Here is a 19,945-nt window from a genome sequence, read left to right on the forward strand (position 1 = left end):
GGAGCGTACGGGGGGCTTGCGGGGGCGCCCCACGAGCACGGGCGTTTGTTCGGGTGGGGACGACTGGGTGTCGGTCCGGCCGGATAGGCTGAGGGGATGACGCGAGCCGAGCAGCCAACGGTCTTGAGCCCCACCTCAGACTCCGACGCCGCACTAGCCGCGGACTCCCGCGAGCGCGCCGTACGGGCACTGTTGCGCAACCAACCGCTACGGCGGTTGTGGAGCGCGCAGCTGGTCGGCGGGGTCGGAGACGCCCTCGCCCTGCTGGTCCTGGTGCTCCTGGCGCTGCAGGCCGCGGTCACCGAGGACGCGTTCGGCGGTGGGTACCGGGGCGCGGCGTTCGCCGTCGCCGCCGTGTTCGGGGCGCGGATCCTGGCCACCCTGCTCTTCGGTGCCGTCCTGCTGGGGCCCATGACCACGCTCACCGCGCCCGGCGGGCCGCTGGACCGGCGCTGGACCATGGTGGGGGCGGACGGCGTGCGCGTCGCGCTGCTGATCGTCGCACCCCTGTGGATCGACTGGACGCCGGGCAAGGCGCTCGCGTTCCTCCTCTCCACCGTCTTCCTGGCGGGCGTGGCCGAGCGCTTCTGGACCGTCGCCAAGGAGAGCGCCGCCCCCGGGCTGTTGCCCGCCCCGCCGCCCGAGGGCGCGGCCGTGCGCCCGCTGCCGGACCACATGGACGCGCTGCGGCGCCTTTCGCTGCGTACCGCCTTCGTCGCCATCCCCGCCGCTGCGGCCGCGCTCCTCGTCGCCACGCTCGTCGGGAACGTGCTGGGGGCGGGCATCGACTGGTTCTCGGACCACCAGGCGGCCCTCGGTTCGTACGTCGCGGCCGGGCTCTTCGCCGCCTCCGTCTCCGTCCTGTACTTCCTGGAACTGCCCGACACCCAGACCCCGCGCCCCCGCTCCCCGCTGGAGGGCCTGCGCCGCCCGTCGACCGGCAGCGGTCCGGACAAGGGCCGCACGGGCGCCATACCGCTGCTCGTACTGGGCTGCGCCGCCGTTGCCGGCGCCATCGCGGCCGCCGCCTCCGTCGCCGTACTGCACGCCAAGGACCTCGGTGGCGGGCCGGTCGCCTTCGCGCTGCTGATCCTCGCCCTGACGGGCGGGACGGGCCTCGGCATCCGGTCCGCGCGCGCCGTACTGCCGGCGCTGTCCCGCCGCCGCCTGCTGGCGCTCGCGCTCGCCACCACCGGCGTCGCGCTCCTCGCGACCGGGCTGGTGCCGGACACCGCCACCGTGCTGTTCCTCGCGCTCGGGGCGGGCCTGGCGGCCGGCGTCGCCGCCCACACCGGGCACGCGCTGATCGACCAGGAGAGCGAGGAGTTCCGGCGGCCGCGCGTCACCGCGCACCTCCAGGCGGTCGTACGGGTCGCCATCGCGCTCGGCGCGCTCGCCGCCCCGCTGCTGGCCGCCGCGATCGGACCGCACCGGCTCGCGAGCGGCGACTTCGTCTTCGCGCACGGCGGCGCGGCCTTCACGCTGATGCTGGCGGGCGCGCTGCTGCTGCCCGTCGCCGTACTGGTCCTGGCCAGGACCGACGACCGCTCCGGCGTGCCGCTGCGCCGCGACCTGCGCGACGCGCTGCGGGGCGCGGACCCGGCGCAGGCTCCCTCGAAGACCGGGTTCTTCATCGCCCTGGAGGGCGGCGACGGAGCCGGCAAGTCCACCCAGGTCGAGGCGCTCGCCGAGTGGATCCGCGCCAAGGGCCACGAGGTCGTCGTCACCCGCGAGCCGGGCGCCACGCCCATCGGCAAGCGGCTCCGCTCGATCCTGCTCGACGTCTCCAGCGCCGGACTGTCCAACCGCGCGGAGGCGCTGCTGTACGCGGCCGACCGCGCCGAGCACGTCGACTCGCTGGTCCGCCCCGCCCTGGAGCGCGGCGCGATCGTGATCTCCGACCGGTACATCGACTCGTCGGTCGCCTACCAGGGCGCCGGCCGCGACCTGTCCCCGACCGAGATCGCCCGCATCAACCGCTGGGCGACCGGCGGACTCGTACCCCACCTGACCGTCCTGCTGGACGTCTCCCCGGAGACCGCGCGGGAGCGGTTCACGGAGGCGCCGGACCGGCTGGAGTCGGAGCCCGCAGAGTTCCACCGGCGGGTCCGGGGCGGGTTCCTCGCCCTCGCGGCGGCCGACCCCGGGCGCTACCTGGTGGTGGACGCCGGTCAGGAGCCGGCGGCCGTCACCACCGTCATCCGCCACCGGCTCGACCAGATGCTGCCGCTCTCCGAGGCCGAGGTGAAGGCCGCCGAGGAGGCGCGGAAGGCGGCCGAGGAGGAGGCCCGGCGCAAGGCCGAGGAAGAGGCCGCCCGCAAGGCCGAGGAGGAGCGCCTGGAGCGCGAGCGCCAGGAGCAGCTCGCCAAGCTGCGCGCCGAGGAGGAGGAGCGCAAGCGCCGCGAGGAGGAAGAGGCGCGGCGCCGCGAGGCCGAGCGCCAGGCCGAGGAGGCCCGGCGGCGGGCGGAGGAGGCGCGCCGGCTCGCCGAGGAGGAGCGGCGGCGGCGCGAGGCCGAGGAGAAGGCCCGCCGCGAGGAGCAGGAGCGGCTGCGCAAGCTGAAGGAGGAGCAGGAGCGGCTCCGTGCCGAGGCCGAGGCGCGGCGCCTGGAGAAGCAGCGCAAGGCCGAGGAGGCCCTGCTGCGCGCGGAGGAGGCCCGCCGCCGCGCGGAGGAGGCGGCGGCCGCGGCCGCGGCTTCGGCGTCGCACGCCTCGGCGGGGGTGTCCGCCACCGAGACCACGGTGCCGACACCGGTCGTGAACCCGGACGAGGAGACCCAGGAGGTCCCGGTCCCGCGCGTCAACATGCGCAAGGACGACACGCGCAGGGACGACGAGACGACGGTTCTGCGGCCCGTCCGAGAGGAGCCGGGTCCCGAGTACGCCGGTGCGGCGGACGAGACGGCGGTCCTGCCTCCGGTGCGCGCCACCGGCCCGGACGCCGCCCTCGACGAGACCGCCGTCCTCCCGCCCGTACGGGCCGACCGGCCCGCCGACCGCGTACCGCCGGGGTTCTTCCGGGACGAGGAGCCGGACGGTGCCGCGCCGAGCGAGCGGACCCGCGAGCTGCCGCAGGTGGACGAGCAGGGGCGGCCGCGGCGGCGCTCCGACTGGGCGGAGGAGACGCCCCTCGACGACCTGCCGTCCCTCGCGGACGAGCTGCTCGGCCCGCACGACGACGAGGACGACGACCCGCGGGGCGGCCGCCGCCGGCGCTGAGGGGCGGGCGTTGTCAGACCCGTCCCCCACAATGGATCCACAGCGACACGAGCGGTACGTACGCAGGAACACCTATGCAGGAAAGGCGGTGACCCGTGCCCGTATGGGACGACCTGGTCGGTCAGGACCGTGTCCAGGCGCAGCTCGCCGCCGCCGCGCGTGACGCCGACGCGCTCGTCACGGCCGACGCGCAGGGCACGCCGCCGCCCGACGCGTCGAAGATGACGCACGCGTGGCTGTTCACGGGCCCGCCGGGCTCCGGGCGGGAAACGGCCGCCCGGGCCTTCGCCGCCGCCCTGCAGTGCGTCAGCCCCGACCGGGCGCTCGGCGCGGAGCCCGGCTGCGGGTTCTGCGACGGGTGCCACACCACCCTCGTCGGGACGCACGCCGATGTGGAGATCATCCGCACCGACCTGCTCTCCATCGGCGTAAAGGAGACCCGCGAGCTCGTCCGGCGCGCCCAGCTCTCGCCGGCCGGCGGGCGCTGGCAGGTCATCGTCCTGGAGGACGCCGACCGCCTCACCGAGGGCGCGGGGAACGTGCTGCTGAAGGCCGTCGAGGAGCCCGCGCCCCGCACGGTCTGGCTGCTGTGCGCGCCGTCCATCGAGGACGTGCTGCCCACCATCCGCTCCCGCTGCCGCCACCTCACCCTGCGGACGCCCCCGGTGGCGGCCGTCGCCGACGTCCTGGTCCGGCGCGACGGCATCGAGCCCGAGGCCGCGGCCGTCGCCGCCCGCGCCACGCAGGGGCACATCGACCGCGCCCGCCGGCTCGCCACCGACGAGCGTGCCCGCGCCCGCCGGGCCACCGTGCTCAAGGTGCCGCTGCGCGTCGAGGACGTCGGGGGCTGCCTCAAGGCCGCCCAGGAGCTGATCGACGCCGCGGCCGAGGACGCCAAGCAGGCGTCCGAGGAGCTCGACGTCAAGGAGACCGAGGACCTGAAGGCGGCGCTGGGAGCCTCCCAGGGCGGCCGCATGCCGCGCGGCACGGCGGGCGCCATGAAGGAGCTGGAGGACAAGCAGAAGCGCCGCAAGACGCGTACGCAGCGCGACAGCCTGGACCTGGCCCTCAGCGACCTGACGGGGTTCTACCGCGATGTGCTCGCCCTCCAGCTCGGCACCCGCACCGCCCTCGCCAACGAGGACGTACGGGACGCCCTGGACCGCATAGCCCGCGAATCCACCCCCGAGCGGACCCTGCGCCGGATCGAGGCGGTCCTCGCCTGCCGCGAGGCCCTCGACCGCAACGTGGCGCCGCTGCTCGCCGTGGAGGCGATGACGATGGCGCTGCGCGCGGGGTAGTCACCCGTACGGGTACAAAGAGGAACAGTCCGTCACCATCCGGCTACGCTCCGAGAATGGACTCCGCTCGCCTGTTCCGCGCCACCGCCGTCACCCTTTCGGCCTTCGGCCTGCTCGTCGCAGGCTGCACCGAGGGGGGAACCACCCTTTCCGCGTCGGCCACCGCGTCGCGCGCCGTCGCATCGACCGAGGAGCTCAAGGAGTACTACGGCCAGCGCCTGAGCTGGCGCGCGTGCGGCACATCCGGATTCGAGTGCGCCACCCTGCGGGCCCCGCTCGACTACGCGAAACCGCACGGCGACGAGGTGCGGCTGGCCGTCTCCCGGGTCAGGGCCACCGGCCCCGGCAAGCGCCTCGGCTCCCTGCTGGTCAACCCCGGCGGCCCCGGCGGCTCGGCCGTCGGCTTCCTCCAGGGGTACGCCGGCATCGGCTACCCGGCCAAGGTCCGGGCCCGGTACGACATGGTCGCCCTCGACCCGCGCGGCGTGGCCCGCAGCGAGCCCATCGAGTGCCTCGACGGCCCGGAGATGGACGCGTACACGCAGGTCGACCAGACGCCGGACGACCTCCGCGAGCGGCACCTGCTGACCGGGTCGTACGAGCGCTTCGCCCAGGGCTGCGCCAAGCGCTCCGGCAAGCTGCTCCCGCACGTCTCGACGGTCGAGGCGGCACGCGACATGGACATCCTGCGCGAGGTCCTCGGTGACAGGAGGCTGACCTACGTCGGCGCCTCGTACGGCACCTTCCTCGGCGCCACGTACGCCGAGCTCTTCCCGTCCCGCGCGGGCCGGCTCGTCCTGGACGGCGCCATGGACCCGTCCCTCCCGACCGCGGAACTCAACCGCGACCAGACGGCCGGCTTCCAGCGCGCCTTCGACTCCTTCGCCGCCGACTGCGTCCGGCAGCCGGACTGCCCTCTCGGCACCGGCTCGCCCGCCGACGCCGCCCACCGCCTCACCGCCTTCTTCCGGCGGCTCGACACCCGCCCGGTCGCGACCGGCGAGAACCGCCTCCTCGGCGAGTCCCTGGCCACCACGGGCGTGATCGCCGCCATGTACGACGAGTCCACCTGGCCCCAGCTGCGCGCGGCCCTCAAGAGCGCGATGGACGGCGACGGCGCCGGCCTGCTCTCCCTCGCCGACAGCTACTACGAGCGCGAGGCCGACGGCACCTACTCGAACCTCATGTACGCCAACGCCGCCGTGAACTGCCTGGACCAGCCGCCCGCCTTCACCTCCACCGCCGAGGTGGCCGCCGCCGTGCCGTCCTTCGAGAAGGCGTCCCCCGTTTTCGGCAGGGGCCTGGCCTGGGCCTCCCTGAACTGCGTCAACTGGCCGGCCAAGCCCACCGGCGCCCCGCACCGCATCGAGGCCAGGGGCGCGGCCCCCATCCTCGTCGTCGGCACCACCCGCGACCCGGCCACCCCCTACAAGTGGGCCGAGTCCCTCGCCGCCCAGCTCTCCTCCGGCGTCCTGCTCACCTACGACGGCGACGGCCACACCGCGTACGGCCGCGGCAGCGACTGCGTCGACACCACGATCAACGCTTACCTCCTCGCCGGCACGCTCCCCCCGGACGGCAAGCGCTGTCGCTAGCGCACCGGAGGGTGTGCGAGGCACCCCCGAGACCTGTGTAGACTTGGGCTCGCTGCTGCACCCCCTGGGAATCCACGGGGCTCGCGGGGCGTGCCGCCTTAGCTCAGTTGGCCAGAGCAACGCACTCGTAATGCGTAGGTCTCGGGTTCGAATCCCGAAGGCGGCTCAGCCGAAAGCCCGGCTCGGATCTCCTCCGAGCCGGGCTTTTTCGTTCAGCGCTGTCAGGCGTCAGGCGTCAGGCGTCAGGCCGTCAGCTCGTCCAGAAGTCCCACCAGCGGGTCAGGATCAGCATCCCGATGATCCCGAGGTGCAGGACGGGGAGCACCCAGGTGAACTCGTCGAGGAAGCTCCGCAGTGCGCGCGGTGCGGGCAGTAGGCCGCTGCGGATGCTGTGCGAGGTCACGTACCAGAACATGACGATCGTGGCGGTCCACGCCAGGGAGCACCACAGGCACAGGGCGTGGATCTCGTACAGGGACTGGTACATCAGCCACATGCAGAAGCCGACGCCGAAGAGCGTGCCCGCGTTCAGGCCGAGCCAGTACCAGCGGCGGTAGCGGGCGCCGGCGAGCAGCGCGACGCCGATGGCGATCACCATGGCGTACGTGACGAGGCCGAGCAGGGGGTTGGGGAAGCCGAAGACAGTGGCCTGCTCGCTCTTCATGATGTTGCCGCAGGAAACGACCGGGTTCAGGCTGCAGCCGGGCTGGAAGTTCGGGTCCTCCAGCAGCTTGAACTTGTCCAGCGTGATCACCCACGCCGCCAGGAGCCCCGCCGCGCCGGTGGTCACCAGCATCCATGCGAACGCCCGGCCCGCCCCCGTGCTCATGGTGGGGGCGGACCGGGCGTGCGACACCGTGTCCTTCGTGGTTGTCGTGGTCATCGTGGCGACGGCGATCAGACCCGTACCCGGCGGACCGGCAACAGGCAGTGGGCGCTGGACTGGAGCAGGCCCTCGTCGGAGACGAAGGCGCGCAGCCGGTCCGGGCTGACCTCTTTGCCCCCGACGGCGTCCGGCCAGGGGCGGGTCGCGATGATCAGGTAGACCGTGCCGGATTCGTGGGCGTCCTTCTCCCACTCCGGCGGCACGGGGCACTGCACCTTCATGAACGGCAGCTCGAGGACGGCCCGTTGCGCCTCCACCAGGACCGAGACCGGGATCTGTGGTGCGCGGCCCAGGTCGGTCAGACGATCCCCGATGGACAGGTCCAGCTTCTCCAGCTCGGCCCGCATCGCCTCCCCGCCGGCCTCGGGGCCTTCGGCGCCGTCCCCGAGTGAGTACACCATCAGGAACGGCGTGCGCGGTGTCTCGGATTCGGCGGTGGGGTCGCCGGTCCAGGCGATGACGGCGAGGGTTCCGAGAAGGGAACGCTGCCACCCCGGCGATTCGACGGTGGAAGAGGTCATGCCGCCGGATATTAGTGGTGTTGTCATGAGTGCTCCGGCGAGATTCCACCCGTTCGGCCGATGGCGCCGGGGCTCATTTCACTCTCCGGAACGGATTTCGCGCCCTGTCGTTGTGCCCGGTGAAAGCCACCGGTAAGGGAGGTCGTCGATGGTTGTCATGAGACGCCGCGCCGCGCTGCGCGCGGTGTTCGCGCTCACCGTCGCGGCGGTCACCGGCGCCGCCCTCTCCCGGGCCTCGCTCTCCCGCGCCCCGCTCTTCGACGAGAGGTACAAGGGACGGCGCATCCAGGGGCGGCGGATGTACGGGGACGAGCTCGACGTCCGCGTCGACGGGCGCCGTCTGCATCTGATGCGCTGCGCGGACGGCGGCTATCTCAGCCCGGTGGACCACTACCGCTCGTATCCCACGCCGCTCGCCGCCACCCGCGCCGCGGTGGACGAGCTGGGCGCCGCGCGGCTGGCCGAGGGAGGCGCGGCTCATGGCGTACACGCGTAAGGACCAGCGCGATCTCACCGGCGCCGAGCGCAAGCGGTTCGTCGCCGCCGTGCTGGAGCTGAAGCGCGCCGGCCGGTACGACGACTTCGTCCGTACGCACGTCGCGTACTACCGCGCGGACGGCGACAAGGGGCTGCGGGTCGCGCACATGGCGCCGTCCTTCCTGCCCTGGCACCGGCAGTACCTGCTGGAGTTCGAGCGGGCGCTGCGGGAGGTCGACCCGAAGGTGACCGTCCCGTACTGGGACTGGACGCGGGACAACACCCCCGCCTCCTCCCTCTGGAGCGAGGACTTCATGGGGGGCAACGGGCGCCGGCGCGATCTGCAGGTGACGACGGGCCCGTTCGCGTACGCCAAGGGGAACTGGACCATCAAGGTCGGCGTCACCGAGAACCGCTTCCTGACGCGCGACTTCGGCAATCCGGCGGACCCCATCGGGCTGCCCACCCGGCGGGAGCTGGCCGACGCGATGGACGAGACCGTCTACGACTCCGACCCCTGGGACTCCACGAGCCGTACGGGCTTCCGCAACAAGCTGGAGGGGTGGACACGGGAGCGCGGCAACGGGCGGTGGCGCAACCACAACCGCGTCCACCGGTGGGTCGGCGGGCTGATGCTCGGCGGCGCCTCCGTCAACGACCCGGTCTTCTGGCTGCACCACGCCTTCGTCGACCTGCTGTGGTCGCGCTGGCAGTCCGAGAACCCGAGGGCCGGTTACCTGCCCGCCACCCCGCCTCCGCGCGGCTCGGACCAGCACCGGCGCGTGGTCGCACGGGACGAGCGGATGCCCCCGTGGAACGTCACACCCGCCGAGCTCGCCGATCACCGCCACATCTACCGGTACGGATGAGAAGCGGACGGCGGTGACAGCCGAAGGTCCCCCGGCCGGTGCAGGTGCCGGGGGACCTTGGAGCAGAGCGCGGCTGGGGCGCGGGTCAGGCGTGGGTGGCGATCAGCGCATGCCGCTGTCGTCGCCGTACCCGTTGTTGTAGTCGCCGTGGCCCTTGCCGTTGTCGCCGTTGTTGTAGTCGCTGGTGTCGTCCTTCTTCTTCTTGTCGCCGTCGATGTTGGCGCAGAAGTTGCCGAAGGTCGGGTTCAGGAGACCAACGAGGTTGATCGTGTTGCCGCAGAGGTTGATCGGCACGTGGATCGGCACCTGGAGGACGTTGCCCGAGATGACACCGGGGCTGTTGACGGCGGCCGCATCGGCCTCCGCGGCGGCGACGGCCATACCGGTTCCACTCAGAGCGACAGCGCCCGTGCCGGCGATGATGACGGCAGCCTTCGCGATGCGAGACATCACAAACTCCTCGTACAGGGGGAAAACCGACCGCGGGCCTGCGGTCGTCACTCCTCTTACAACGTGGCCGTTATAGGGAGGTAACGGTCAGATCCGCCTGAAGAGCGCATAACGCGCTCAATGTCCCTCTTTCGGACGCGTTCGGTTACGGCGTCAGCTCTTGGACTCGGGGCTGGCGCCGGTCAGTCCGAGGTGCGTTTTCAGGACGCCCGCCAGGGCCGGCGGCAACACGCCGACCTGCGGCAGCTCGACGGCCGGCAGCCCCAGCGACTCCGGGCGCGGCAGGGTGATCGGGGCGTCGACCTTCGCGCCCGGGGTGGTGGTGTTCAGGTCGGAGGCGGGCGCGGAGAGCAGCGCCCTCGTCACCGGCTGGTCCTCGACGACCTCGGGCAGCGTGGCGGTGATCAGCGTCTCCGGCAGCGTGCTCGTGAACGGCACCTGCGGCACGTGCAGCGGCTGAACCCGGCCGTGGGTGGCCGAGGTCGGCCCCATGGGCGCGCCGGGCATGGGGATTGGTACGCCGGTGCTCACGGTCGGAGGCGCCATGGGGAGCACCATGCCGAGCGGCTGGAGCGGTACGTCCACGGGGGCCGCCGGCGCGGCGGCCGCGGGAGTCGCCAGGGCTGCCGACGCGGCCGAGGCCAGGGCTGTGACGACCATTCCCACGCCGACCTGAGTTTTCGGGTTCATGTGCTGCGTACGCCTTCCCGGGCTTGTGAGTACGTTGCTGACTGAATGAACGAGCACGCGCCGACAAACGCGTCAGAATTCGCCTGGTTGCAGCAATGGCAACGGTGACGTGCATGCGGACTTCGGCGCCGGGCGTGCGAAAGGGGCCGGGACCGGAACGACGTCGTTCCCGTCCCGGCCCCCGTACGGTGCCGTGTGTGACGCTTACTTGGCGCCCAGCGGCAGTCCGCCGAGCAGCGGCTTGCCCTTCGGCTTGAGGTCGCCGGCGGTGTCGGTCACCTTGCCGACGAGGTTGCTGTCGGCCGCCTTGCTCACCGCGTCGCTGGGCACGGCCTCGGTCAGGCCGCGCTTGCCCAGCGTGTCGACCGCGCCGTTCAGGCTGGTGGGGGCGAGGCTGTCGGCGGCGAAGGCCGGGGCGGCGGCGCCCAGAGCCATCACGGAACCGGCGACGACGGCGGCAACCTTCGTGGGCTTCATGGGTGGTGAGTCCTTTCCTGGAGTGGCGTCTGTTCACGACAACTCGCGCCTCGCGCAGGTCACTTGGCGTTCCCGCTGTGTGGCGCCCTGTTCTCTGTAACGAGCCCTCCGCGCGGCGGAAACTCCGGAAGGAAGGAATTCTCGACACTGCACCCGAACGATGAGGGTCGGTCCGATTCTCCGATCAAAGGGCAAGAGGAAAACAACGAGAGAACCCTGTTGGCTCAGCGTCACTGGGCCAACAGGGTTCATCCGGTGCAGCGCCGCGTCAGACCGCCGGCGTCTGCGTCATGTCGTTGGGCGCCGGCAGGTTGGTCGCGGGGGTGCCCTGCATGTTCTTGGCGGTCGCCGCGAGGAAGTCGGCGACGGCCTTCAGGGTCGACTGGACCTGGTTCGAGACGGCGGCCGTCTGGCCCTCGGTCGAGGCCTTGATCAGCTCGTCGACCCGCTTGTCGATGTCGGCGAGCGCCTGGTCCATGGCGTCCACGGCCAGGTCGATCTGCGTGTCGTCGGCGGTCGTCTCGTCGACCGGGGCGTTTGGCGCGGCCGGCTGGGCGGGCGCGTTCGGGGAGCTCGGCTGGCCCGGCTGGTTGGGCTGGTTCGGCTGGTTGGGCTGGTTGGGCTGGCTCGGGGAGGCCGGTGCCTCCGCCGCGTTCGCCTTCTTGATGGCCTCGATGACGGCGTCGATGTCCGCGTTGTACTTCGAGGCGACGGTGGTGCTCAGCCTGCCGTTGTCCGCCTTGACCACGGCGTTGAGCAGCTCGGCCACCGGGACGACGAGGTCACCCGTGTGGTCGACCGGCTGGACCTGCTTGAGCAGCGCGGACGCCTGCGGCAGCGGGGCGCCGGCGGCGGAGTCGGAGTTGGCGGAGGCGGCCCCGGCCGTACCGAGGGTGAGGGCGGCGCAGATGACCGAGGCCGCCGTACGGCGGGATGTCAGGAGACGCATGTGTTGTCCTTCCGGTGAGGATGCGTCGGGAACGTGACATCACCGTGTGTCGAGCCAACGCGGTTCGCAATCGCATCCGTTACGGACGGTGACTGCGCTCCGTGGGTGAAACAGCGGATCTGACCTGGGGAAACGCCGATGGAAGGGCCGCGTGGGGAATCGAGCGGAGCGCCGCCGATAGGGGGAAGAGGCCCTCGAAGAGGGGGGCGCGGGGCCGGAAACGGCACGGTGCGCCGCCCCGGAAGGGGCGGCGCACCGGAAGGGGCGGCGCACCGGAAGGGGCGGCGCACCGGATGTGTGACGCGTGGGCGCGTCGACTGCGTGGAAGCGTCGCTGCGGCTGACGGCTGACGGCTGACGGCTACGACGAACGCGGTCGCGGCTTCGGTCAGTCGTTGATGCAGACGTTGCCGAAGGCGGGGTTCAGCAGACCGATGATGTCGATGGTGTTGCCGCAGAGGTTGATCGGGACGTGGATCGGAACCTGGATCAGGTTGCCGGAGATGACGCCGGGGGACCCCACGGCCGCGCCGTCCGCCTTGGCATCGGCCGACGCGATACCGGTGGTGCCGGCCACGGACGCGGCGATGGCGGAGGTCAGGACGGCGGCCTTCGCGATACGGGACATGGTGAAGAGCTCCTAGTTCGATGATGCTGCGGGTCGACGTGCCCGGCTACATCAACAACGCCCCAGCATTTCCCCGGTTGCGCTACCGAACGGGTGAACCGTCGGACCGGCACGCGGGTGACGCGGCACGCCACGCGCGGTGAAGAGCTGCTGAAAACAAGGACGTTGTGGTGACCGTGTTTCACATCCTTCGTCCGTCCGGTTGTTGAGTTATAACGTTCTTGCTCGATTCCTTCCCGGATTCTCCATATTCGGCGCGCTCTTACGTGGTGCAGCGGAGCAGCTCGCCGATTCCGCGAATTCGCGCGCGCTTCGACAGCGCCGACCCCCTCACTGCCACCCGATTCTCAAAAGGCTTCGTAGAAAGGGTCACGCGTGCGTCTTCCTTTCACCGCACTGCATGTTGTCCAGCCCGGCGACGGCGGCGTGGCCCGGGTGGTCACCGACGTGGTCGGCGCACAAGTGGCACGCGGAATGCGGGTGGCCGTGGCGTGTCCGCCCGACGGTCCGCTGGCGGCGGCGGTACGCGCCGCGGGCGGCGAGGTGCACCCCTGGCGCGCGGGCCGGGACCCGGGGTGGCGGCTGCCCGCCGAGTGCCGCCGCGTCGCCGAGATCGTCGAGCTCGTACGCCCGGACCTGGTGCACGCGCACAGCGCCAAGGCCGGGCTCGCGGCCCGGCTCGCCGTACGCGGCCGCGTGCCCACCGTCCACCAGCCGCACGCCTGGTCCTTCGAGGCGGTCGGCGGCGTGACGGGTGCGCTCGCCCGGCACTGGGAGCGTTGGGCGGCCGCCCGCTGGACCGATCGCGTCGTCTGCGTGAGCGAGGCGGAGCGCGAGCGCGGCGTCCGGGCCGGGGTCCGGGCGTCGTGGTGCGTGGTCCGCAACGGCGTCGACGTGGCGCGCTTCGCCGCCGGCGCGGAGGATCGATTCGCCCCGGCCGGCGGTGGACCGGACGGCGGTCCGCGGTGGGGGCCCGTGCCGCCCGTCACCGCGTCACCGCTCGTCGTGTGCGTGGGGCGGCTGTGCCGGCAGAAGGGCCAGGACGCCCTGCTCCAGGCCTGGCGGACGGTGGTCGAACACGTCCCCCGCGCTCATCTTGCCCTCGTCGGCGACGGCCCGGCCGGTCCCGCGCTGCGCGCCGCCGCGCCGCCCGGGGTCATCTTCGCCGGGGCCGTCGACGACCCGGCGCCCTGGTACCGCGCCGCCGACCTCGTCGTCCTGCCGTCCCGCTGGGAGGGCATGGCCCTCGCGCCGCTGGAGGCCATGGCGAGCGGACGCCCCGTCCTCCTCACCGACGTCGACGGCGCCCGCGAGAGCCTGCCACCCGGCCAGGAGGTCCACTGCCTCGTCCCGCCGGACGACCCCGCCGCGCTGGCCGCCGCCCTGATCCGGCTCCTCCAGCGGCCGCTCCTGCGCCGGACCCTGGGCCGCCGGGCCCAGCACCACGTACGCGACGGCTTCGACGTACGCCGGGTCGGCGCGGCCCTCGCGGACGTGTACGACGAGGTGACCGCGAGGCGGTGCCCGCCCGTGCTCCGAGAGCCGGTCGCGCGGTGACCGCGGAGACGGAGAGCACCCGGTCCGCCGCGCACGTCACCGTCGGGCCGCCCCGGGCGGCGGCCGACCAGGTCTCCACCGGCGGGCCGCCCCGGCGCGTCCGGGCCGAGCCGCCGTCGTTCACGGCGTCGCTGGTCGCCGTGGACTGCGTCGCCGTCCTGCTGGCCGCCCTGCTGCTCACCGCCGAGCAGCGCGACTCCGCCCTCCTGATGCAGCTCACCGCCGGCGTGGCGGCGCTCAACGCGCACGCCGGGCTGTACCGGCCCGCCGCCTTCGCCCCTTCCGTACTCGACGAACTGCCCGCCCTCGCCGCACGCGCCGCCGTCGCGTGGTGCGCGGCCGCCGCCCTGCTCGCCGCGCAGGCGCCGCACCGTGCCTTCGGCCCGGCGGCGCTGACGTCGGCGTACGCCCTGCACATGGCGGTCGTGACCGGCTGCCGTGCCGTCCTCCACCACCGGCGGCGGCGCGCCGCGCGCGCCCATCCGCGCTCCGCGCTCGTCGTCGGGCCCGCCACGGCCGCGCAGCGCCTCGCGGGCACGCTGGCCCGGCACCCGGAGTACGGGATCCGGCCGGTCGGCGTCGTGGCCGTCGGGCCGCGGCCCGGGCCGGGCGGGGAGGAGCCTCCGCTGCCGGTGCTGACGACCACCGAGGAGATCCACCGGGCCGTCATCCAGAACGGTGTCGGCGACGCGGTCTTCACCGGCGCGGACGGCGCGGACGGCTCGAACGGCACGGTCCCGGCAGCCGAGCTCGTCGCCCTCTTCGGCCGGTACGGCTGCGCCGGCTGGCTCGTCGGGACCGGCCGCGGCACCCGGAGCGGCGCCGCGATGAGCCGGCACCTGTGGGGCTTTTCCTGGCGCCGCCTCGACCTCGGCGTGCCGGCCCACCGCCGTACGCCACCGGCCAAGCGGATCCTCGACATCGCCCTCGCCGCGCCCATGCTCCTGCTGCTCGCGCCGCTCCTGCTGCTGTGCGCCGCCGCCATCCGGGTCTCGGACGGGCCCGGGGTCCTCTTCCGCCAGGAGCGGGTCGGGCAGGACGGTCGGCTGTTCACGCTGCTGAAGTTCCGCACCCTGCGCCCGGCCGACGAGCTGGAGGCCGCGACCCGCTGGAGCGTCGCCGACGACGAGCGGATGAGCGCCGTCGGCGCCTTCCTGCGCCGAACCTCGCTCGACGAGCTGCCGCAGCTGTGGAACGTGCTGCGGGGCGACATGAGCCTGGTGGGCCCGCGCCCCGAGCGGCCGTACTTCGTCGCCGAGTTCAGCCGCGCCCACCCCGGCTACGCGGCACGCCACCGCATGCCCGTCGGGCTGACCGGCCTCGCCCAGGTGCACGGGCTGCGCGGGGACACCTCCATCGAGGACCGGTGCCGCTTCGACAACCACTACATCGACCACTGGTCCCTCTGGCAGGACGTGTGCATCCTGATGCGCACGGCGGCCTCCCTGTTCCGCCCGGCGGGCAGCTGATGCCGGTACCCGCCGCCTGGGCACCGCTCGTGCCGCTGCTCGCCGTCGTCGTGCTGCTCGCCGTTCCGCCCGGCGAGGACGGGGGCGGCGGCTCGGGCACGCCCGCGGACCTGGCGTCCGCCGTGCTCGTCGCCTTCTGCCTCGTCCGGGTCGTGCGCGCCCGGGCGCGGCCGCTGGACCGGGTGGCGGCCGTCGTCCTCGGGCTGCCCGCGGTGGGCGTCTGCGCGGCGGCCGTCACGGCCCACGACCCGGTCGGCGCGCTGCCCGGGGTGGTCCGCTACCTCCAGGTCTTCGTGCTCGTACCGGCGGCCGTGGTGCTGCTCGTGCGGGACCGGCGGGACTTCGCGCGGGTCGGCTGGGCGCTGGTCGGGCTCGCGGTCGTGGAGGGCGCGGTCGGCGTCGTCCAGTACGCGACCGGCACCGGCGCCTCGTACCAGGGCGAGGACGTACGGGCGGTGGGGACCTTCGGGCCCACGGACGTGATGGGCATGGCGACGGTCGTCGCGTACGGGCTGGTCGCCGCGCTCGGCATCGCGCTCGGGGCGCCGGACCGGCGGGCGCGCGCCGCCGCGGGGGTGTGCTGCGGGCTGCTGCTGGTGCCGCTCGCGGTGTCGTTCAGCCGGGGCGCGTGGATCGCGACGGTGGTGGCCTGCGGGCTGCAACTGGCCCTGTCCGGCGTACGCAGGGCCGTACGGACCGGGCTCGCGGCGGCCGCGCTGGGCGTGGTCCTGGTCGCGGGGTGCGGCGTCGGGTCGCGGATGCTGGAGGAGCGGGTGACGAGCATCTCGCGGGTCGCGGCCGCGCCGGACCAGTCCGTCACCGACCGGTACGCCCTGTGGGCGGCGGCGGGCTCGATGTGGCGCGGCGAGCCCGTCACGGGGGTCGGGCTGAAGGGATTCCCGCAGTACCGCGACGGCCACGCCTCGCTCGCCCTCTCGTCGGGCAGCGACACGGCGGGCGCGGGCCACGCCTTCACCCGGCAGCCGCTGCTGTCGCCGCACAACATGTACCTGCTGGTCCTCGCCGAGCAGGGGCTGCTGGGGGTGCTGACCCTGGTGGGCAGCTGGCTGGCGCTGCTGGTGTGCGCGCTGCGCAGGAGCCCGCCCGCGGGGACCTTCGACTGCCGGCTGATCGCGGTCGGGCTGCTGGTCTGGCAGCTCGTCGACTTCGCGTACGCGGACATCGGCGGACCTTCGACGGTCCTGACGGCGGTGGTGCTGGGGCTCGCCGCCCGGTGGGCGCTGGGGCCCAGCCTGATGGCCGGGGGGACGGTGGCCGCGCGTGGCTGACGACGCGGTACGGCTCGTCGCGCCGGCCACCGCCGAGGCACCGGATCCCGGCCCGTGGCGGCCGTCGAACCGCCTGCTCGCCCGCGCGGCGCTGCTCACGGCCGTGCTGACGGCGGCGGGCGCGGTGTTCGGGCTGATCAGGGACCAGCTGCTGGCGCACACCTTCGGGGCCGGTACGGACACCGACGCGTTCCTCGTCGCGTGGACCGTGCCGGAGTTCGCCGCCACGCTGCTCATCGAGGACGCGATGGCACTCATCCTGGTCCCGGCCTTCAGCGGCGCCCTGGCCCGGCGCACCCTCGGGCAGGACACCGATCCGGTACGGGCGCTGGTCAGGGCCACACTGCCGAAGGCGGTCCTCGGCATGGGCGTGGCCGCCGGGCTCACGGTGCTGGCGGCGCCCTGGCTCGTACCCGTCCTGGCTCCCGGGCTGCCGCAGCAGCGGCTCGCCGTCGACTGCACGCGGCTCACCGCCACGTGCGTGCTCACCTTCACGCTGGCCGGGTACTGCAGCGCGGCCCTGCGCGCCCACGGGCGGTTCCTGCCACCGGCCGCGATCAACGTCGCGTACAACACCGGCATCATCACGGCGGTCGTGGTGCTCGGCGCCCGGTGGGGGGTCCGCGCGGCGGCGTGCGGTGTCGCGGCGGGCGGGCTGCTGATGGTGCTGGTCCAGGCGCCGTCGCTGTGGCGGCAGTTGCGGGGCGGGCGCGCGGGGCGCGGGCGCGCCGGAAGCGGTCGGCCCGGGCGCGGGCGTGCCGGGAGGGAGGGCGCCGGGAGCGGGCGTGCCGGTGGGCTCGTCGTCGCACTGCTCGCGCCGGTGATCGTCTTCGCGGTGACCCGCCAGTCGCAGGTCCTCGTCGAGCGGTTCCTCGCCGCGCCGCTGCCCGCCGGGGCGATCTCGCACCTCAACTATGCCCAGAAGGTCGCGCAGTTGCCGATGGTGCTCTCGCTGATGATGTCCACGGTCACCTTCCCCGTCGTGGCGCGCGCGATGGCGGCCGGTGACACCGGCACCGCCCGCCGCCGGGCCGAGCGCGACCTGCTGCTCGCGGGCGTCATCGTCCTGGCCGGTGCCGCGACCGTCATCGCCGCCGCCCCGCAGATCATCGAACTGCTCTTCCAGCGCGGCGCGTTCGACCACGCGGACACCGCCGCGACCGCCGCCGTCATGCGCGTGTACGCCCTTGGGCTGCTGGGCCACACGCTGGTGAGCGCGCTGGTCCGCTGCTACTTCTCCGCCTCCGCGCCCCTTTGGTACCCGGCCGCCGTCATGACCGGCGGCGTCGCCGTGACCGCCGCGGCCGGGCTCGTCCTCGTCGGGCCCTGGGGCGCGGCGGGCATCGCCGCCGGCAACGCGCTCGGCATCACCCTCTCCGCCGCCCTGCTCCTGCTCGGCGTCCGCAGGCAGAGCATCCCCCTGGACACCGCCCTCCTCGTACGGGGCCTGGGCCGGCTCACCGCGGCCGCCGCCGTCGCCACCGCGGCGGGGTGGTGGTGTGCGGCCGGCCCGCCGCTCCTGGCGACCTTGCTGGCGCTCGTCGCCGTCACCGCCGTCTTCCTCGCCGCCGCCTGCCTGCTGCGGGCGCCGGTGGTGCCGTCCCTGGTCCGTTCCCTGACTCGTACCGCCGTACGGAGGCTCGCTCATGGCCCCTCGGAAACCCCGGACTCCTTGGAACCCCCGGAATCCCTGGAACACACGCCCGTGGGTCGCGATGTACCACTCCATCGACGACACCACCGATGACCCGTACCAGGTCACCGTCTCCCCGGCACGCCTCGACCGCCAGCTGCGCTGGCTGCGCGACCGCGGCCTGCGCGGCGTCGGCGTACGGCAGCTGCTGCTGTACGCCGCCCGCCACGGCGACACACGCGGCCTGGTCGGCCTGACCTTCGACGACGGGTACGTCGACTTCCTGGAGCACGCCGTCCCGATCCTGCGCCGCCACGACTGCACGGCCACCGTCTTCGTCCTCCCGGGGCGGCTCGGCGGCGACAACGACTGGGACCCGCGCGGCCCGCGCAAGCCGCTGCTCACCGAGGCGGGCATCCGCCGCTGCGCCGCCGCCGGGATGGAGGTCGCCTCGCACGGCCTGCGGCACGTCTCGCTGACGTCCGCCCGCGACGCCGTCGTACGCGAGGAGGTCGCCGGCAGCAGGGAGCTGCTCCGTACGATCACGGGCAGGGCCCCGGAAGGCTTCTGCTACCCCTACGGCCACCTCGACGCCCGCGCGGCGGCGGCCGTACGGGAGGCGGGGTACGCGTACGGCTGCGCCATCGACCCCCCGGCGGAGCTGGCCGGCGTCCTCGCGCTGCCCCGGGTCCACATCGGGGAGCGGGACGGCGCCTGGCGCCTGCACGCCAAGCGCCGCCTGCACGCGGTGCGGCGCGCCGCCGTGGACCTGGCGCCGGTGCCGGTGCCGGTGTCGGCGTCGTGACCGGACGGCTCAAGGTCCTGCACGTCATCACGGGCCTCGGCATCGGCGGCGCCGAGCAGCAGCTGCGCCTGCTGCTCCCGCACATGCGCCAGGCCACCACCAGCGGCGTCGTCACGCTCACCAATCCGGGCCCGGTCGCCGACGCCCTGCGCGCCGACGGCTTCCCCGTCACGCATCTCGGCATGCGCGGCAACCGCGACCTGACCGCCCTGCCCCGCCTGACGCGGCTGGTCCGGCAGGGCGGTTACGACGTCGTCCACACGCACCTGTACCGGGCGTGCCTGTACGGGCGGATCGCCGCCCGGCTGGCCGGGGTGCGCACGGTCGTCGCCACCGAGCACTCGCTGGGCGAGGACCAGATCGAGGGCCGCCCGCTCGGCGCCGGCGCCCGCGCCCTCTACCTGGCCGGTGAGCGGCTCGGCACGGCGACCGTCGCCGTCTCCGACGCGGTGGCCCGGCGCCTGGCCGCGTGGGGCGTGCACCCGGCGCGCGTCCGGACCGTGCCGAACGGCATCGACGCCGCCCGCTTCGCCTTCGACCCGAACGCGCGGCGGGCGGCGCGGCGGCGGCTGGGCCTGGCGCCCGACGCGTACGTCGTCGGCGGGGTGGGCCGCCTGGTGCCGGGCAAGCGGTTCGACACGCTGATCCGCGCGCTGGCCCATCTGCCGCCCGCGACCCGGCTGCTGCTGGTCGGCGAGGGCGAGCAGCGGGTGGCGCTGGAGCGGCTGGCCGTCGCGTGCGGGGTCGCGGAGCGGGTGGTGTGGGCGGGCGCGGTGTCGCGCGGGCTGCCGGAGCTGCTGGCGGCGATGGACGTCTTCGTGTCGGCGTCGGCGGACGAGGCTTTCGGGCTCGCGTGCGTCGAGGCGCTGGCCGCCGGGCTGCCCGTGCGGTACGTGGCGTGCCCCGCGCTCGACGGCCTGCCGCCCGGCGAGGCTCCGGGGGCGCGGCGGATCGGCGGGTCGGTCGCCGAGGTGGCCGCCGGGGTGGCCGCCGCGGTGGCCGCCGCGGTGGACACCCCGCCAGGCGGGCGGCTGCCCGTGCCCACCGCCGTACACCGCTACGACATCGCGCACACCGCGCGGCAGTTGCTGTCCCTCTATCACGAGTTGTCACGAACTACTGCGAAGTGAGTGA

At 73.9% G+C, this 19,945-nt stretch carries 18 protein-coding genes and 1 tRNA gene; 12 read left to right on the forward strand and 7 right to left on the reverse strand.

All coding sequences use genetic code 11. From position 1 onward, the window contains the following. Positions 1 to 96: 96 nt before the first annotated feature. The 4 genes from tmk (at position 97) to ACIRNI_RS05750 (ending at position 6,278) form a co-directional block, all read left to right on the forward strand. The gene (tmk, locus tag ACIRNI_RS05735; protein ID WP_403548613.1) at positions 97 to 3,216 is read left to right on the forward strand and encodes a dTMP kinase; all 3,120 of its coding nucleotides are present in this window, start codon (positions 97 to 99) and stop codon (positions 3,214 to 3,216) included. A 95-nt stretch (positions 3,217 to 3,311) separates the two neighbouring features. Then, complete coding sequence (locus ACIRNI_RS05740) at positions 3,312 to 4,517, forward strand: DNA polymerase III subunit delta' (RefSeq protein WP_403548614.1); 1,206 nt, start codon at positions 3,312 to 3,314, stop codon at positions 4,515 to 4,517. A 56-nt stretch (positions 4,518 to 4,573) separates the two neighbouring features. After that, on the forward strand, positions 4,574 to 6,112 hold the full coding sequence (locus ACIRNI_RS05745; RefSeq protein ID WP_403548616.1) for an alpha/beta hydrolase: 1,539 nt from the start codon (positions 4,574 to 4,576) through the stop codon (positions 6,110 to 6,112). Between the two features lie 92 nt (positions 6,113 to 6,204). After that, positions 6,205 to 6,278, forward strand: a tRNA-Thr gene (locus tag ACIRNI_RS05750). Between the two features lie 84 nt (positions 6,279 to 6,362). Here ACIRNI_RS05750 and ACIRNI_RS05755 read toward each other — a convergent pair. After that, positions 6,363 to 6,941 (reverse strand): vitamin K epoxide reductase family protein, encoded by a 579-nt coding sequence (locus tag ACIRNI_RS05755; RefSeq protein WP_403548836.1) that lies wholly within the window; start codon positions 6,939 to 6,941, stop codon positions 6,363 to 6,365. Between the two features lie 68 nt (positions 6,942 to 7,009). Continuing rightward, positions 7,010 to 7,519, reverse strand: a complete 510-nt coding sequence (locus tag ACIRNI_RS05760; protein ID WP_403548618.1) for a DUF5949 family protein — start codon at positions 7,517 to 7,519, stop codon at positions 7,010 to 7,012. Positions 7,520 to 7,667: 148 nt separating this feature from the next. Here ACIRNI_RS05760 and ACIRNI_RS05765 point away from each other — a divergent pair, with 148 nt between their 5' ends. Further along, a complete protein-coding gene (locus tag ACIRNI_RS05765) occupies positions 7,668 to 8,015 on the forward strand; it encodes a tyrosinase family oxidase copper chaperone (RefSeq protein WP_403548621.1) in 348 nt (115 codons plus the stop codon). After that, the gene (locus ACIRNI_RS05770; RefSeq protein WP_403548623.1) at positions 7,999 to 8,865 is read left to right on the forward strand and encodes a tyrosinase family protein; all 867 of its coding nucleotides are present in this window, start codon (positions 7,999 to 8,001) and stop codon (positions 8,863 to 8,865) included. Before ACIRNI_RS05765 ends, ACIRNI_RS05770 begins: the two co-directional genes overlap by 17 nt. Positions 8,866 to 8,967: 102 nt before the next feature. Here ACIRNI_RS05770 and ACIRNI_RS05775 read toward each other — a convergent pair whose 3' ends face one another. The 5 genes from ACIRNI_RS05775 to ACIRNI_RS05795 all read right to left on the reverse strand — a co-directional run bounded on the left by ACIRNI_RS05775 (position 8,968) and on the right by ACIRNI_RS05795 (position 12,058). Further along, a complete protein-coding gene (locus ACIRNI_RS05775; RefSeq protein ID WP_403548625.1) occupies positions 8,968 to 9,315 on the reverse strand; it encodes a chaplin in 348 nt (115 codons plus the stop codon). Positions 9,316 to 9,468: 153 nt separating this feature from the next. Continuing rightward, a complete protein-coding gene (locus ACIRNI_RS05780) occupies positions 9,469 to 10,005 on the reverse strand; it encodes a hypothetical protein (protein ID WP_403548627.1) in 537 nt (178 codons plus the stop codon). Positions 10,006 to 10,209: 204 nt separating this feature from the next. Continuing rightward, positions 10,210 to 10,482, reverse strand: a complete 273-nt coding sequence (locus ACIRNI_RS05785) for a hypothetical protein (RefSeq protein WP_403548629.1) — start codon at positions 10,480 to 10,482, stop codon at positions 10,210 to 10,212. 268 nt (positions 10,483 to 10,750) lie between these two features. Beyond that, positions 10,751 to 11,431 carry a hypothetical protein gene (locus tag ACIRNI_RS05790; RefSeq protein WP_403548630.1) on the reverse strand — a complete coding sequence of 227 codons (681 nt, stop codon included), beginning with the start codon at positions 11,429 to 11,431 and terminating at the stop codon, positions 10,751 to 10,753. A 387-nt stretch (positions 11,432 to 11,818) separates the two neighbouring features. Then, positions 11,819 to 12,058, reverse strand: a complete 240-nt coding sequence (locus tag ACIRNI_RS05795) for a chaplin (protein WP_403548632.1) — start codon at positions 12,056 to 12,058, stop codon at positions 11,819 to 11,821. 375 nt (positions 12,059 to 12,433) lie between these two features. Between ACIRNI_RS05795 and ACIRNI_RS05800 the strand changes: the two genes are divergently transcribed. The 6 genes from ACIRNI_RS05800 to ACIRNI_RS05825 are packed head-to-tail and all read left to right on the forward strand — an operon-like array spanning position 12,434 to position 19,941. Next, the gene (locus ACIRNI_RS05800; protein ID WP_403548634.1) at positions 12,434 to 13,615 is read left to right on the forward strand and encodes a glycosyltransferase; all 1,182 of its coding nucleotides are present in this window, start codon (positions 12,434 to 12,436) and stop codon (positions 13,613 to 13,615) included. Further along, the gene (locus tag ACIRNI_RS05805) at positions 13,612 to 15,084 is read left to right on the forward strand and encodes an exopolysaccharide biosynthesis polyprenyl glycosylphosphotransferase (RefSeq protein WP_403548636.1); all 1,473 of its coding nucleotides are present in this window, start codon (positions 13,612 to 13,614) and stop codon (positions 15,082 to 15,084) included. The genes ACIRNI_RS05800 and ACIRNI_RS05805 overlap by 4 nt, the downstream gene beginning before the upstream one ends. After that, positions 15,084 to 16,373, forward strand: coding sequence for an O-antigen ligase family protein (locus ACIRNI_RS05810; RefSeq protein WP_403548638.1), 1,290 nt, complete (start codon positions 15,084 to 15,086; stop codon positions 16,371 to 16,373). Before ACIRNI_RS05805 ends, ACIRNI_RS05810 begins: the two co-directional genes overlap by 1 nt. Next, a complete protein-coding gene (locus ACIRNI_RS05815) occupies positions 16,366 to 18,120 on the forward strand; it encodes a lipid II flippase MurJ (protein WP_403548640.1) in 1,755 nt (584 codons plus the stop codon). The genes ACIRNI_RS05810 and ACIRNI_RS05815 overlap by 8 nt, the downstream gene beginning before the upstream one ends. Next, positions 18,089 to 18,811: a polysaccharide deacetylase family protein gene (locus ACIRNI_RS05820; protein WP_403548641.1), complete on the forward strand. Its 723-nt coding sequence runs from the start codon at positions 18,089 to 18,091 to the stop codon at positions 18,809 to 18,811. The genes ACIRNI_RS05815 and ACIRNI_RS05820 overlap by 32 nt, the downstream gene beginning before the upstream one ends. Then, positions 18,808 to 19,941, forward strand: a complete 1,134-nt coding sequence (locus ACIRNI_RS05825; RefSeq protein ID WP_403548643.1) for a glycosyltransferase — start codon at positions 18,808 to 18,810, stop codon at positions 19,939 to 19,941. The genes ACIRNI_RS05820 and ACIRNI_RS05825 overlap by 4 nt, the downstream gene beginning before the upstream one ends. Positions 19,942 to 19,945: the final 4 nt, after the last annotated feature.

This window comes from Streptomyces sp. NPDC093546 (assembly GCF_044765045.1).
Taxonomy (GTDB): domain Bacteria; phylum Actinomycetota; class Actinomycetes; order Streptomycetales; family Streptomycetaceae; genus Streptomyces.